The organism is Pseudoalteromonas sp. NZS37 (genome assembly GCF_015864265.1).
In the GTDB taxonomy this organism is placed as follows: domain Bacteria; phylum Pseudomonadota; class Gammaproteobacteria; order Enterobacterales; family Alteromonadaceae; genus Pseudoalteromonas; species Pseudoalteromonas arctica.
In genome coordinates, this window is the sequence record NZ_JADYXL010000002.1 from 544,692 (window position 1) to 558,858 (window position 14,167).

Genomic DNA, 14,167 nt, shown 5'->3' on the forward strand with positions numbered 1-14,167 from the left:
ACTTTAAGCTGGCTTTAACTAATTCCTAAATACTTATGTACTTGTATTGATAGGCGCCAGTTTTTGGCAATACAGGTGTCGATTGCTAATTTAGTTGCTGATACTTTTTGGCTAATTGGCTGTAAATAAACAAGCTTAGGATTAACGCCTGTTTTAGCAAATAACTCTTCTAACTCTTCTACATGCTTTTGCATGGCAACGGGGTGTTTTATCTCGTTTGCACGCTTCATGGTGCTGGTAAGTACTTCATAACCACCGCGCATATTAATTTTTGGCGATACCGTTACCCATGTTTGCTCTGGGGCGAGTATTTCAAACGTGCCGCTGGTTTCTATTTGTGTACTAAAACCGTGTTCGTGTAATAAGTTACATACCGGATTTAAGTCGAACATACATGGCTCGCCGCCTGTAATTACTACGTGCTTTGCGGTATAACTACGTGATTGAAACAACGCTAAAATTTGCTCTGCACTGGCGTTAGCCCAATGATCTGAGTCGGCTTTTTTTTCTACGGTTTCGTCCAGCGATACTTTATATACATTATCAACATCCCACGTTTGCTTGGTGTCGCACCAAGAGCAGCCTACAGGGCAACCTTGCAGACGTAAAAATATTGAGGGTGTGCCAGTAAAGCTAGCTTCACCTTGAATGGTTTCAAACACTTCATTAATTTTGTACAAAAGAGATCTCACTTACTACCTAGCAGCCAAATTGCTACTATTAAAAAACCAAAAAGCGCTGTGCAAAAATTGTTATTTAAGCTGCGGCCGTGTAGTATATCGCGCCCTGATATAAACCTCTATTAAAACTAAGAGCAAAACAGATATGACGCAAAAAGTAGTTGTTATTTATTCCGGCGGTATGGACTCATTTACCGTATTAAATAAAGCCCTGCAACAAGGCCATGATGTATATGCCCTATCATTTGACTATGGTCAGCGTCATGTAAAAGAGCTTAAAGTGGCGGCAAGTGTGTGTGAAAAATTAAACGTTCCACACAAAATTGTTGATATTTCGGCGATTAACCAACTTATTGGTGGCTCATCACTTACTGATGATATTGATGTGCCTGAAGGCCATTACGAAGAAGAAAGCATGAAAAGTACGATTGTACCTAATCGTAATATGATTTTGCTCTCGCTTGCTGTTGGTTACGCGGTATCACTTAAAGCTGGCCAAGTTTATTACGGCGCTCACTCTGGGGATCATGCTATTTACCCTGACTGCCGTCCTGAATTTGTGCAAAAAATGGATGATGTGTGTCGTATTGCTAACTACGACGCTGTAGAAATTTTTAGCCCATACTTAAACAATACTAAAATTGGTATTTTAACCGACGGTATTGAAATGGGTTTAGATTACAGCCAAACGTGGACTTGTTATAATGGCCGTGAAAAGGCCTGTGGTAAATGTGGCGCGTGCCAAGAACGCCTTGAAGCATTTGCACTAAATAACATTACAGACCCGTTAGAATACGAATAAGCACCAATTAATTAGTAATACAATTGCTGTAAAGAAAAAAGGCTATCATCGATAGCCTTTTTTGTTTGTTTAATTTTAACGTAAAGATTACAACCAGCGTTTTACGCGCGCTTTATAGGCGGTAAACTCTTCGCCAAATAATTTAGTGAGCGCACGCTCCTCGGGTATTATTTGAAAAAACGTTAAATACGCAATAAACCCTATAATACATAAAAGTGCCCACAAGGAACTTAACCAAATACCCCACCCTGCTAAAATAAATGCAAAACCTACGTACATTGGGTTACGCGAAATCCGATAAATACCGCTAGTAATAAGTTTTGACGCTTGCTCAGGTTTATTAGGGTTTACAGTGGTGTTTGCTATTTTAAAACTAACCACCCCTGCAATACAAAAAACACACCCTATAATGACCAAACTTGCTGCTAAGTAGGTAATAAATGCGGTGAAATCAATAACACTGTAATGCGCAATAAGTGCCATTATGCCTGCAAAAAACAGCACAACAATAACGGGAGGTATTTTATTATTTAACATGGCAACTCACTGTATCGGCTAAAGTATGTTTATTATATGGTGGCTATGCATCCATTAAACAATATCTAAAGTGTATAAATGATGAACACACTCAAAGCTGAGCTTAAGTAAAGTATACAAATTAAGTTACAATTGTCAGCTTTATCATAAGCGCTTAAAGGTTATACTTTAACCATAAACGAATAATAAAATGATAAGGAATGAGATTATGTCTGGAACTACGATGATTGTACTTATTGTGCTAATTTCGGTTGGCTCAGGAGTGGTTTACGATATGTATAAAAAGCATCTTGAGTTTAAGCATAAAATGCAAAACAACAACAGCGATGCCCATAAACAATTAGCTGAAACAAACGCACAAGTGCTTGCATTAAAAGAGCGTGTACAAACACTTGAGGCTATTGTTACCGATTCAAGCTTTAGCGTTAAAGATGAAATTAATAAGCTTTAAATTGTTATAAGTAATTTGGATATAAATGTGCATTTTCTGGCTGCTCAATGCCATGAGCAGCTAAAAACCCACCAATAGCTTGCCCGCAGCCCTGTGGTGCTCGCCCGCTGTCTATCTCAAAATTTAACTGATTAGCGTGTTGCTTACCCATAGAGCAAAGCCCTACGGTACTTGGCGAGCGCATAGCGATACTTAAGTTACCTATTTGCTCAACCACAACGTGCTTACTAAAGCGGGCAAAACCTTTGTACTTAAATTGCTCGTTTACGTAATCATTGCTTGTGGCTACTAATGCTGTAATTAAAGCGTGTAAAAAGCTATTAGCGGATGGATCTGCGGTTAAAAACGCGATTGTTTTTTTATTAAACTCGCTAAGTTGGCAATCTTCACACAACAGCTCAACAGTATATAAATGTTGCTCGGCTATTTGCTGCTGACTTTTAAGCTCAATACTTTTTCCTGCAAATACAATGCGTTTAAGCACTTCATCAACGTTACTTGTAACCGTTTCGCTTTTAACAAGCTCAGGGTTTTGAGCCATTACCGGTAAGTCGTGATGGTTATTAAATGGCGTACTTGTTGCGCCGCTTTGCATTAACTGAAAAAGCTCTCTTACTTCATGTTCACGCGCTACTTTTAACGCTAAAAATGCAGTTTGAATAAGTTCTGAAGTAGGTAGGTTTTCCTCTACTATCCAGCGTCTGCCAAATAATAGCTTTTTGGCTTTGCCTTCATTTGCAGATGCGCTTTTTTGATAGTTATCTGGGCTCAGCACTGCTACCTGCAGGTAAATTTCTTCACCTTTTTGTGCAGCAAGCACTCTAAAATGAGCCGAAAACTCAATACTCTCAAGCACTTCGTTTACGCTTTCAAGCGTGTGCTTGTAACGTAAAAAATGTTGTGGCACCACCCAGCTACTATTAGCCAATTGCACAAGGGGTGCATAAGAAATAGGTTGCTCGTAACTGTGTTGCCATTTTTGCTCATTGCTAAGCAAATGATTAATGTGACTCTTGTTATCTGACATAAATAAACCAAATAAACTCGCGTTGTGCGATATAAACTATGAACACATTACGTCGTCAATGTCGTAATTAGATCACATGTACGCCCTACTTTCGGGCTTTTTTAACTATCGGTGAGTTCTTGATAGTCTGTTATAACTTTTTGATAGTATGGCTTATCTTTATTGAGCATTTTATTATAATGATTTATGAGTTGGCGTTGGTACATAGCGTGTTCTGCACTAGCAAAGTCCCACATTTCATTACCGGTGTGACTAATCTCATTATTGCTACTAAAGCCTACTTCAATCACTTCATAAAAACGTTTGTTGTCGTAAACTATTTGCTCACTTACAAGCCCTAAACCTAATTGCTTTAAACCGACTCGCAACTTATAAGTGTGATGCACTGGGCATAAAATAAACAGAACATTATTTAAATGCTCCACTGCGTTATTAGCAGTAATTTGTTGTATTAAACTTAACAACAGCTCACCGCCAACACCTGCTATTACAACTACTTGACCTTTACTTTGAGCAATTTCAATTTTGCCTACATCCTGACATAAGACCTGCCACTGCGGATTTTTATTACAGGTTTTTTGTAATTTATTAATAGATGATAATTGCGTTTCTAGGTCGTTCATTAAAGTGGCGACTATATCTACAAAAATAACCTGGTTTGCAGCTGCGCGTTTTAATAGCGCCATGCCTAAATAACCATGGTCGCAGCAGCAATCCCAAATAATATCGTGATGCTGCGAGATTAATGTATCAATGGCAGTTAGGCGTTTGCTGAGCTTCATTTAATCAGCAGATTGTGACGTTTTGTAGATAAGTGCTTTTAAGCTTCTGTCGCTGTCTACTTCAATAAAACGCTCGGTAGGGGCTAGGCGCTCAACAAATTCAATTGCGCCTTGGGTGTGCTCGTTTATTAACGCTTTAAACGCCTCTTCGCTAAGCTCTGGGCTATTAGCGCACAATAACAATTGTGTGGTATCGCAAAGTAGCTCTGGCAACCTGCGCAGCACTTTTTGATAGTCTTTAGTTAATATAAAGCTGCCTTTTTGAAAGCTTGGCGGATCAACTATTATTAAGTCAAACGGGGCTGCTTTTTTTAGTTTTCCAAACGACTTTAAAATATCGTGAGGTAAAAAACTTACGCCGCGCTCAAAACCATTTAGTTGATGGTTTTGCTTGCCGACTTTAAGTACGCCTTTGCTCATATCCATGTTCATTACATGATCTGCTCCGCCTTGCATTGCTGCAAGCGAAAACCCACACGTATACGAAAACAAATTAAGCACTTTGCCATGCTTACTATTAGCCATTACAAACTCACGGCCGCTGCGCATATCGGGAAATATTCCGGTATTTTGACGGCTCTGTAAATCAACCAAAAAACGAATGCCGTTTTCAGTTACAACATGCGGGTTAGGTAATTGCCCATAAACCACAGTGTTTTGGCTTTGTACGCCAGCGCGTTGCTGATACACAAGTGAGCTAATAAGCTCTGGCTGGCTTTTTTGTACCCACTGCCACACAACATCGGTAAGCTCGCTTAGTGTTTGTTCGTCAATTTCGTCGTACGAAACCAAAAACAAACTTGGCGGATAAAAGTCTAAATTAATATGACTTAACGCCTCAACACTATGGCCACGGCCATGAAAAACACGGCACAGTTCATTTTTTAAAATTGGCGCATCTTCAAGCGCAGTAATAAGATGAGTAAAGTTTGCTGTCATTTTTAATTAATCAACTGTTGTTGTAGTTCATGTATTTCATCGCGAACAGAGCCCGCTTTTTCAAATTCTAGGTCGCTTGCGTATGCATGCATTTTGGTTTCAAGCTGCTTAATTTGCACTGTAATTTCTTTCGCACTAAGTACCTTTTTAGAGTCTTTACGAACAAGTCTAAGGTTATCTTTAGGGCCGGCTTCTTCGCCTACATCCATCGCATCAAGAATCTTTTTGGCTAGTGAATGCGGTTCAATACCGTGTTCAATATTATAAGCATGTTGAATTTCGCGTCGGCGCGCTGTTTCGTCCATGGCCTTAGCCATCGATTTTGTAATTTTATCACCGTACAAAATAGCGCGACCATCTAAGTGACGTGCTGCACGACCAATGGTTTGAATGATTGAACGCGCTGAGCGTAAAAAGCCTTCTTTATCGGCATCAAGTATGGCTACTAGCGCCACTTCTGGCATATCCAGGCCTTCTCGAAGTAAGTTAATGCCCACTAACACATCAAACACACCCGCACGTAAATCACGAATAATTTCAACCCGTTCAACCGTGTCTATGTCTGAATGTAAGTAACGCACTTTTACGTCGTGCTCACTTAAGTAATCGGTTAAATCCTCAGACATACGTTTGGTCAAAGTGGTTACAAGTACGCGTTCACCCTTCTCTACACTTTTATAAATTTCTGAAAGTAAGTCATCAACCTGATCGCCCACTGGGCGCACTTCAATAAGTGGATCGAGCAGCCCAGTTGGGCGAATTACTTGCTCTGCGATTGCACCCACACAACGGTCTAACTCAAAGTCGCCTGGCGTTGCCGATACATAAATTGTTTGTGGTGAAATAGCTTCAAATTCTTCAAATCGCAGCGGCCTGTTGTCCATTGCTGAAGGCATTCTGAAGCCATACTCAACTAAGTTTTCTTTACGGCTTCTGTCGCCTTTATACATTGCGCCAATTTGCGATACGGTTACGTGCGATTCATCAATAATCATCAATGCATCGTCTGGGAGGTAATCAAGTAATGTGGGTGGCGGATCGCCCGGCGTACGGCCCGATAAATAGCGGCTGTAGTTTTCTATACCAGAGCAATAACCTAGCTCTCGCATCATTTCTATATCGTATTGCGTACGCTGCGTTACGCGTTGCTCTTCTACTAATTTATTAGCACTGAGTAACTGGGCTCTTCGATCTTTTAGTTCTTCTTGTATTTTATCGATAGCACCGAGTATTTTTTCACGCGGGGTAACATAGTGTGTTTTTGGATAGATAGTGGTACGTATTATATGTTTTTCGACGGCGCCAGTAAGCGGGTCAAAAATACTCAAGCGCTCTATTTCGTCATCAAACATTTCTACGCGAATTGCGAAGGTGCTAGATTCTGCAGGAAATATATCAACCACTTCACCACGTACACGATATGTACCACGGCTAAAATCTATATCGTTGCGGGTGTATTGTATTTCAGCTAGGCGACGTAGCATGTCGCGTTGGTCTACTTTTTCGCCCACTTTTAAAAGTAGCATCATTTTCATGTATGATTTAGGGTCGCCCAAACCATAAATAGCCGATACCGACGCCACAATAATGGTGTCGCGACGCTCAAGCAGTGCTTTGGTCGCACTTAAACGCATTTGTTCTATATGCTCGTTTATCGAGGCATCTTTTTCAATAAATGTGTCGCTAGATACAACATAGGCTTCTGGCTGGTAGTAATCGTAATACGATACAAAATACTCAACCGCATTTTTAGGGAAAAACTCTTTCATTTCCCCGTATAGCTGCGCGGCAAGCGTTTTATTGTGCGCCATTATTATTGTCGGACGGTTTAAATCGTTAATAATATTAGCCATGGTAAAGGTTTTACCTGTACCGGTGGCACCTAATAAAGTTTGGTGTGCAAGGCCTGCTTCTAATCCTTCGCATAGCTGCTTAATCGCTGTGGGCTGATCGCCTGCTGGTTTAAAATGTGATTTTAACTGAAAATGGTCGCTCAATTATTGCACTCCTGTAACGATTCGCCGCTCAGCGCTTCTAGTTTTTTCATAAACCATTTGTATGCCACTATTGCTGTAAATAAGTTACCTAAAGCAGCGCCAATAAATAGCCCTAATAATCCGGCTATTTCGTTGCCTACATAAGCAAATGGTACATAAAATATGAATAACCGAATGACACTTAATACCAATGCGTACATTGGTTTGTGTAAAGCATTAAACGATGAATTTGATAATATGATCACCCCTTGTAAGCCATAACTTAGCGGGATGGTATAAATAAAGAGTTTAATTACATCTATTACGGCTTGTTCTTTACCAAATAATTGGCTTATAACACCTGAAAATGCAATGAGTAATACGTAAATGGCAAATTGCCATACCATTACAAATTTTAGTGTGCCGGTATACGCTTCTTTAACGCGGCATAATTTGCCAGCGCCAAAATTTTGGCTAACAAATGGCGGTAATGTCATCGATAGTGCAAGCACTAATATACTTGCAATAGATTCTATTCGACTTCCCACTCCAAATGCAGCTACGGCCTCTGGCCCGTGATGCGCAACCATAGCGGTCATTACCGCCATTGCAACTGGTGTAAGCATGTTTGCGCCGGCAGCAGGCAAACCAATTTTTAATATTTTACGAATAGCGCCCGTCACTGTTTGCTTGCCTGCTTTTAGGCTCAACAAGCGTTTTTTAACCGCTAATATATATAAAATAATAACCACAGCAACAGACCATGCAATAACGCTTGCTATGGCCGCGCCTTGAATACCTAACGCTGGTACTGGCCCAAAACCAAATATCAATATAGGGTCGAGTACGGCGTTTATGAGCCCTGCTCCACCCATTACTATACTTGGCGTTTTTGTATCGCCACTGGCGCGCAGTACCGAGTTACCAATCATTGGGGTTATTAAAAATACACTACCAATAAACCATATATTCATGTATTCGTGTATTAACGGCAATACTTGTGCGCCCGCTCCTAGCAAAGTAAATATGGGGTCAATCAGTAAATACCCAACAGATGACAACACAATAACCAGAACCACACCAACCATTAAAGAAATACTGGCGTCAAAACGCGCTTCATCTATTTTATTACTACCGAGCGCTTTTGCTATTACCGCCGATGTACCGATCCCCAGCCCTATTGCTAAGCTAATAACGGTAAAGGTAACCGGAAATGTAAAGCTCACCGCTGCAAGCGGCTCAGTGCCTAGTAAGCTTATAAAAAATGTATCGACAATATTGAACATCATTAGCGTGATCATGCCGAATATCATCGGGATGGTCATCGTCTTTAATGTGGGCAAGATGGGATCGTTTAGTAAATCTGGGCGAGTCTGGGATTTTGAAATTGCGCGCATGAAATAAATAGGCCTCTTTTACTGAACGAATCATTTTAAAGCATCAAGGCAGTTCAAGCCACGGATTTATCACTACAATTGAAGTAATTAAAGAAGTAAAGATTCGAAAAAATAGTAAAGCTTAGTTTTTGCATCTTTTTGTTAAAATAGAGCCTAAACACACCAAAAACCAATTAAAACACATTTTTATAACTTTTATTACAAACACCCAGTGATATATGATGCTTTTTTACACAAAGGTACTGCTTGGTTTATCGTTACGAAAAAATTCCCTCATCGAGTTGCATACATTCAGCATCAAATCATAACCCATTGTTTTATATTGAATTAAAAATAGTGATTTAAAAGCTTGAAATCGTTGTAGCACCCTAAACCATTGGTGCCGATGATGTTCTTAAAGTTTCATAAACAGAGTTATCCACAGAAACCGTGGATAACTCATTCAAACCCGCATTTATAAAGGCTTTGAGAGAGCCTCCATTTTCGGTGATATCCAACCAATTGACCATTTGTTAATTGTGGCATTTTTATAAACTCACGCTAAAAACTGTAGCTCACCAATTTTTCTTCTTAACATAGTTGTACGTTAGGTATAAAAAAACGTTTAATACAAAGTTAAGTTATTGATTGCTCTATTTTTGAACGGATAAAACAAATACTCATTTTATACATAGTGATTAGATCACAATTTAGATCAAAAAATATTTCTGCGAATATACACATAGGTATATTTTTAGAAAATTAAAACAAAAAACGAATTAAATACGAAAAATATCGCTAAGTAAAAAATGAGTTTTTATGTTTTTGAGTTGTTTTTTAATAACAAACCACTTTAATACCGTGTTTAATTTAACCAATTTGAAGACTCAGCAATAATAAAAGTCACATTGTTATTCTTAAATTTTTAAAAAAGTAACTTTAATAGAGCTATAAAACACGCAGATCGAACACAAAAACAACGAATAAACCTCTTTTTTCAATTTATGACTTTTATATGTTGACACTTTGCGGCGCGGTCATTAATATTTCGCCCCGTTGAAAGGCAAGACGCTTCCCCCTTAGCTCAGTTGGTTAGAGCGACGGACTGTTAATCCGCAGGTCCCCCGTTCGAGTCGGGGAGGGGGAGCCAAGTTTTTCAACCATAAACGATTCCCCCTTAGCTCAGTTGGTTAGAGCGACGGACTGTTAATCCGCAGGTCCCCCGTTCGAGTCGGGGAGGGGGAGCCAAGTTTATGTTTATGATGTAGTTCCCCCTTAGCTCAGTTGGTTAGAGCGACGGACTGTTAATCCGCAGGTCCCCCGTTCGAGTCGGGGAGGGGGAGCCAAATCATCATAATAATATCACTACTTTAGTTCCCCCTTAGCTCAGTTGGTTAGAGCGACGGACTGTTAATCCGCAGGTCCCCCGTTCGAGTCGGGGAGGGGGAGCCAATTCTAAGAATTTCATAGACATCTCAAGCTAATTCCACTACTCTTCCTTATATAACTAAAGCATTAGTTTATTCCTTAATGCGCTGTACTTAGTTTATTAATCAAGGACTTGATTCCTTCCCTTTTGAATTATTAAAAGACTGAAAACATGGCTGGATTTAAAAAACTTATTTTTATACAAATTATCTCTTGGTTATTGTGTGTTGCAGCAGGAAGCTACTTCATATCTATAAGCTTTGATACTGCGGTAAGTGATGCACAAAAAAGTGCGCAAACTACTGTTACTAAGTATATTAATGACCTTTCTTTAGACGATATTTCTGCTCAAAATTTAAAACAATCAATTGCAGATGGTAAAACGTTTTCAAGCTTCACTCTAAGAGATTACCAAGGGGCTGAAATATTTAGTATTAACCCCCCTACCCAATTACCAATGTTTGCTGATTTTGTACTCTCTAACTTTAACTCAGTGCGCCCTCAATTTGCTGTAAATGACGCCTCAGATATAAAAGTTGAATTTGTACTTAACATTGAGCATTTAGCGTCGCAGCTACAAACCTCCCTTTTTATTGTTATTTTGATTTCTGCCATTTTAGTTATTATTCCAATAATTCTAATGAAATCTATTTTTTACCATTTAAATAAAAACATAAGTACAACAGTTGCTGACATTATCGATATTTATATCAATCAAAACCAAGTTGATAATGATTTAGAAACAGCACTAGATGGCACTCGATTGAAAAAAATGGGAAAAGATTTAGTACCTAGCTTTAATCGATTATCACATTTCTTAAAAAACAAAAACGAAGACATACAAAGCGCTGCTATGACTATTAAGCATGAAGCGTACAAAGATGTAATTACCTCGCTTGGTAATCGTAATATGTTTGTTGAGTACTACGAAAAAAATATTGAAAACACTGAGCAAAGTACATTTGGTTCTTTAGCTATGGTTCGTTGTAGCGAACTACAAGCTATAAACCAAAGCCGTGGTTATCAAAAAGGTGATGAGTACGTTAAAGGCGTTGCCGATATTATTAAGCACATAAGCGGCACTTACACTGGCAGCCAAGTATTTAGATTAAACAGCTCTGACTTTGCTGTCGTACTACCCCACATTCCTTTAAAAGAAGCTGAGCGCTTTGGTGAAAACCTGCAATCGCGCTTCACGCAGTACCAACAAAACCAAGAGTTAAGCTCGGTAGCTAATACGGGTATTGTAGGTTACGAAAAAGGTAAGCCGTTAGGCGAATTGCTTTCTGTTGTTGATAACGCGATGAGTATGGCGCAATCAAAACAAGTAAACGCATGGCACGTACAACGCGAAACCGATTTAGTTAATAACGTAAGTGCGGGGTTTGGTAATCAAAACTGGCGTAAGGTTATTAAAGAAGTTATTGAATCTAAGCGTGTGCATTTGGTAATGCAAAACATTATGCCGCTTGGTAAAAGCATAAAAGCCTACGCTGAAGTACAAGTTCGATTTAAAACAGAAGACAATCAAGTACTGCCTACCGCTTCTTTTTTAGCGATGGCCGAAAAGCTTGATATGGCAATAGAAATTGATCGCCTGATAATAGACTCTTCTCTTGAAAAGGTTAAAAGCCGTAATTTATCTGAAAAGTTTTTTGGTTTAAACGTGACAGCTTCTAGTGCACACAACGATCAGTTTGTAATTTGGCTAGAGCGCCGATTATTGAAAGATACGCATATTGCATCTAAACTAGTATTTGAAGTAAGTGAGTTTGGTTTACAGCAAAACATCAAGGCTAGTAAGCGCTTTATCGACATGGTTCACCGTGTTGGCGCACGCGTTACAGTTGAACGTTTTGGTGTTGGCTTAACTTCATTTAAGTTTTTCCGCGATTTAAAACCTGACTTTATTAAAATGGACGCAAGTTATACTCGCGGCCTCGAAGACGATAAAAACAATCAGTACTTTATGCGCTTAATGGTCGATTTAGCTCACCGCATTGGTGTTAGTGTATTTGCTGAGGGCGTTGAGAGCCAAGAAGAAAAGCACATTATAGAAACGTTGTGTTTAGATGGCGTTCAAGGTTATTACATAGAAAAACCTAAAGACATATAGTCTATTGGAGGCATCATGAAAAGAGTAATTACCTTTATTATACTTTTTATTATGCCTTTGAGTTTGTACGCAAACGCCCCGCAAAAAGAATTAGTTTTTAGCACTCACAACTATCCTCCATTTTCATTTGTTGATGAACACGATAATGCCGCTGGCCCCTTTGTTGATATACTTACCTTAGCGTGTAAACGCCTCAATTATAAATGTGAGTTTGTCAGCGTACCAAATCGTCGCTCTAAGCTCATGCTAAAAAACCTGCAAGCTCAAGGAAACTTTCCTATGGGCTGGAATCTTGACCGCAACGAATGGCTTTATTTTTCGATCCCGCTTATGAAAATGCAATATGGATTTTTTCAACCTGAGGGTGCAAAAAAAACCATCAAAAGCCTCAATGATCTACAAAAAATGCAAATTGCTGTTTTTGGCCCTTCAAATGCATCTTTTCAACTAATCAAAATACAGCAACAAATGATTAAAGACGGATTGAGGGAATTTGATATTGTTTTACTCACCGATGCCAATGGTACGGGTGTAAAAATGATAGAAAACAATCGTATAGATGGGTACTTTGCCAATACTTTACAAGCACGCGCTAGGCTAAAACAATTTAACTTACATCATGTTAATTTGGCCTTTTTACAAAGCGAATCCCCCTATTTTATTGGTTTTAATAAAATTCAATTATCTCCTGAACAAATTGCCCTATTTAATAAAGCACTATTAGATTTATACCAAGAACACGATCAATTTAAAGATATTTTAAAGCCATATAATATCGATCCTATTCTAATTACCCCTGAAATCTTAAGTCACTTTAATATCATTACTGATTGAGTCGTTTATTTGCTTCTCATGTGTTGTTAATCGATAAAGAAAAAAGGATAATACCCACGTTTATTATAGCGTGAGGCACACATGACAGAATATGTCTTGTTATTGATTGGAACCGTTCTGGTTAATAACTTTGTATTAGTACAATTTTTAGGCTTATGTCCGTTTATGGGCGTATCAGGTAAGCTTGATACGGCGATTGGTATGTCTTTGGCAACCACGTTTGTGCTTACTCTTGCCTCTGTAACTAGCTATTTAGTTAATCAATATATTTTAATCCCTCTGGATATCGCCTTTTTACGCACCATGAGCTTTATTTTAGTGATTGCCGTTGTAGTGCAATTTACCGAAATGGTTGTGCGTAAAACAAGCCCTACTCTATATCGTTTATTAGGCATATTTTTACCGCTGATCACCACTAACTGTGCGGTATTAGGTGTGGCTTTATTAAATATCAAAGAAGATCATTCGTTTTTACAATCTGCAGTGTATGGTTTTGGTGCTGCGGTTGGTTTTTCTTTAGTGCTTGTATTATTTGCAGCACTACGAGAACGTTTAGCAGCTGCTGACGTTCCTACGCCTTTTAAAGGCGCCTCTATTGCAATGATCACTGCAGGCTTAATGTCGATGGCGTTTATGGGTTTTACTGGATTAGTGAAGTTTTAATATGACCTTGTTTTATGCCTTGATAGCGATTGGTTCGCTAGCACTCATTTTTGGACTTATTTTAGGGTTTGCAGCAATTCGCTTTCGCGTTGAAGGTAATCCTATTGTTGAGCAAATTGATACTATTTTGCCGCAAACTCAATGCGGACAATGTGGCTACCCGGGTTGTCGCCCTTACGCCGAAGCCATAGCCAATGGCGATGAAATAAATAAATGCCCACCGGGCGGCGAATCAACCATGAAAAAGCTTGCCGGCTTAATGGGTGTTGATGAAAAACCACTTGCCGGTGGCGAGCAAGCAGAACCTATAAAAACAGTGGCTTATATTCGCGAAGATGAATGTATTGGCTGTACCAAATGTATTCAAGCCTGCCCGGTTGACGCTATTTTAGGCGCTACTCGTCAAATGCACACTGTGTTAATTGATGAATGTACTGGCTGTGATTTATGTGTTGAGCCTTGCCCTGTAGATTGCATTGATATGCTACCTGTAGCCGAAACTAAACAAAACTGGAAATGGCAGCTAGATGCTATTCCTGTTACACAAATAGATTAG

The 14,167-nt window shown here is 39.2% G+C and carries 13 protein-coding genes and 4 tRNA genes; 10 read left to right on the forward strand and 7 right to left on the reverse strand.

What is annotated here, in order from left to right; genetic code table 11:
- Positions 1 to 14 precede the first annotated feature (14 nt).
- Positions 15 to 680 (reverse strand): 7-carboxy-7-deazaguanine synthase QueE, encoded by a 666-nt coding sequence (gene queE / locus I6F47_RS05730; protein WP_197183516.1) that lies wholly within the window; start codon positions 678 to 680, stop codon positions 15 to 17.
- Between the two features lie 145 nt (positions 681 to 825).
- Here queE and queC point away from each other — a divergent pair, with 145 nt between their 5' ends.
- Positions 826 to 1,482, forward strand: a complete 657-nt coding sequence (queC, locus tag I6F47_RS05735) for a 7-cyano-7-deazaguanine synthase QueC (protein WP_007583902.1) — start codon at positions 826 to 828, stop codon at positions 1,480 to 1,482.
- An 87-nt stretch (positions 1,483 to 1,569) separates the two neighbouring features.
- Here queC and I6F47_RS05740 read toward each other — a convergent pair whose 3' ends face one another.
- The gene (locus I6F47_RS05740; protein WP_007583901.1) at positions 1,570 to 2,019 is read right to left on the reverse strand and encodes a methyltransferase family protein; all 450 of its coding nucleotides are present in this window, start codon (positions 2,017 to 2,019) and stop codon (positions 1,570 to 1,572) included.
- 208 nt (positions 2,020 to 2,227) lie between these two features.
- Here I6F47_RS05740 and I6F47_RS05745 point away from each other — a divergent pair, with 208 nt between their 5' ends.
- Complete coding sequence (locus I6F47_RS05745; RefSeq protein ID WP_007583900.1) at positions 2,228 to 2,470, forward strand: hypothetical protein; 243 nt, start codon at positions 2,228 to 2,230, stop codon at positions 2,468 to 2,470.
- Between the two features lie 4 nt (positions 2,471 to 2,474).
- On the opposite strand, the gene I6F47_RS05750 is transcribed toward I6F47_RS05745, so the two are convergent.
- The 5 genes from I6F47_RS05750 to I6F47_RS05770 form a co-directional block, all read right to left on the reverse strand.
- Complete coding sequence (locus tag I6F47_RS05750; protein ID WP_197103108.1) at positions 2,475 to 3,497, reverse strand: hypothetical protein; 1,023 nt, start codon at positions 3,495 to 3,497, stop codon at positions 2,475 to 2,477.
- A gap of 101 nt (positions 3,498 to 3,598) precedes the next feature.
- Positions 3,599 to 4,279 (reverse strand): tRNA (adenine(22)-N(1))-methyltransferase TrmK, encoded by a 681-nt coding sequence (locus tag I6F47_RS05755; protein WP_197183500.1) that lies wholly within the window; start codon positions 4,277 to 4,279, stop codon positions 3,599 to 3,601.
- Positions 4,280 to 5,218 (reverse strand): class I SAM-dependent methyltransferase, encoded by a 939-nt coding sequence (locus tag I6F47_RS05760; RefSeq protein ID WP_197183501.1) that lies wholly within the window; start codon positions 5,216 to 5,218, stop codon positions 4,280 to 4,282.
- Between the two features lie 2 nt (positions 5,219 to 5,220).
- Complete coding sequence (gene uvrB / locus I6F47_RS05765; RefSeq protein ID WP_007583893.1) at positions 5,221 to 7,215, reverse strand: excinuclease ABC subunit UvrB; 1,995 nt, start codon at positions 7,213 to 7,215, stop codon at positions 5,221 to 5,223.
- Positions 7,212 to 8,591 carry an MATE family efflux transporter gene (locus I6F47_RS05770; RefSeq protein ID WP_024591018.1) on the reverse strand — a complete coding sequence of 460 codons (1,380 nt, stop codon included), beginning with the start codon at positions 8,589 to 8,591 and terminating at the stop codon, positions 7,212 to 7,214. Before I6F47_RS05770 ends, uvrB begins: the two co-directional genes overlap by 4 nt.
- A 1,052-nt stretch (positions 8,592 to 9,643) precedes the next feature.
- Here I6F47_RS05770 and I6F47_RS05775 point away from each other — a divergent pair.
- The 8 genes from I6F47_RS05775 (at position 9,644) to rsxB (ending at position 14,167) form a co-directional block, all read left to right on the forward strand.
- Positions 9,644 to 9,720: transfer RNA gene (locus tag I6F47_RS05775), tRNA-Asn, on the forward strand.
- A gap of 21 nt (positions 9,721 to 9,741) precedes the next feature.
- Positions 9,742 to 9,818 (forward strand) — tRNA-Asn (locus tag I6F47_RS05780).
- A 21-nt stretch (positions 9,819 to 9,839) separates the two neighbouring features.
- A tRNA-Asn gene (locus tag I6F47_RS05785) sits at positions 9,840 to 9,916 on the forward strand.
- Between the two features lie 29 nt (positions 9,917 to 9,945).
- Positions 9,946 to 10,022: transfer RNA gene (locus I6F47_RS05790), tRNA-Asn, on the forward strand.
- A gap of 148 nt (positions 10,023 to 10,170) precedes the next feature.
- Positions 10,171 to 12,114 carry an EAL domain-containing protein gene (locus I6F47_RS05795; protein WP_007585367.1) on the forward strand — a complete coding sequence of 648 codons (1,944 nt, stop codon included), beginning with the start codon at positions 10,171 to 10,173 and terminating at the stop codon, positions 12,112 to 12,114.
- 15 nt (positions 12,115 to 12,129) lie between these two features.
- Complete coding sequence (locus I6F47_RS05800; protein WP_165721426.1) at positions 12,130 to 12,948, forward strand: substrate-binding periplasmic protein; 819 nt, start codon at positions 12,130 to 12,132, stop codon at positions 12,946 to 12,948.
- 81 nt (positions 12,949 to 13,029) lie between these two features.
- Positions 13,030 to 13,611, forward strand: a complete 582-nt coding sequence (rsxA, locus tag I6F47_RS05805) for an electron transport complex subunit RsxA (RefSeq protein WP_008172491.1) — start codon at positions 13,030 to 13,032, stop codon at positions 13,609 to 13,611.
- Between the two features lies 1 nt (position 13,612).
- Positions 13,613 to 14,167, forward strand: a complete 555-nt coding sequence (gene rsxB, locus I6F47_RS05810; protein WP_007585357.1) for an electron transport complex subunit RsxB — start codon at positions 13,613 to 13,615, stop codon at positions 14,165 to 14,167.

Excerpts from the sequence above, each read along its gene's own strand:
- queC (WP_007583902.1), top strand. The coding sequence starts at position 826 with ATGACGCAAAAAGTAGTTGTTATTTATTCCGGCGGTATGGACTCATTT.
- I6F47_RS05740 (WP_007583901.1), bottom strand. The coding sequence starts at position 2,019 with ATGTTAAATAATAAAATACCTCCCGTTATTGTTGTGCTGTTTTTTGCA.
- I6F47_RS05745 (WP_007583900.1), top strand. The coding sequence starts at position 2,228 with ATGTCTGGAACTACGATGATTGTACTTATTGTGCTAATTTCGGTTGGC.
- I6F47_RS05750 (WP_197103108.1), bottom strand. The coding sequence starts at position 3,497 with ATGTCAGATAACAAGAGTCACATTAATCATTTGCTTAGCAATGAGCAA.
- I6F47_RS05755 (WP_197183500.1), bottom strand. The coding sequence starts at position 4,279 with ATGAAGCTCAGCAAACGCCTAACTGCCATTGATACATTAATCTCGCAG.
- I6F47_RS05760 (WP_197183501.1), bottom strand. The coding sequence starts at position 5,218 with ATGACAGCAAACTTTACTCATCTTATTACTGCGCTTGAAGATGCGCCA.
- I6F47_RS05770 (WP_024591018.1), bottom strand. The coding sequence starts at position 8,591 with ATGCGCGCAATTTCAAAATCCCAGACTCGCCCAGATTTACTAAACGAT.
- I6F47_RS05795 (WP_007585367.1), top strand. The coding sequence starts at position 10,171 with ATGGCTGGATTTAAAAAACTTATTTTTATACAAATTATCTCTTGGTTA.
- I6F47_RS05800 (WP_165721426.1), top strand. The coding sequence starts at position 12,130 with ATGAAAAGAGTAATTACCTTTATTATACTTTTTATTATGCCTTTGAGT.
- rsxA (WP_008172491.1), top strand. The coding sequence starts at position 13,030 with ATGACAGAATATGTCTTGTTATTGATTGGAACCGTTCTGGTTAATAAC.
- rsxB (WP_007585357.1), top strand. The coding sequence starts at position 13,613 with ATGACCTTGTTTTATGCCTTGATAGCGATTGGTTCGCTAGCACTCATT.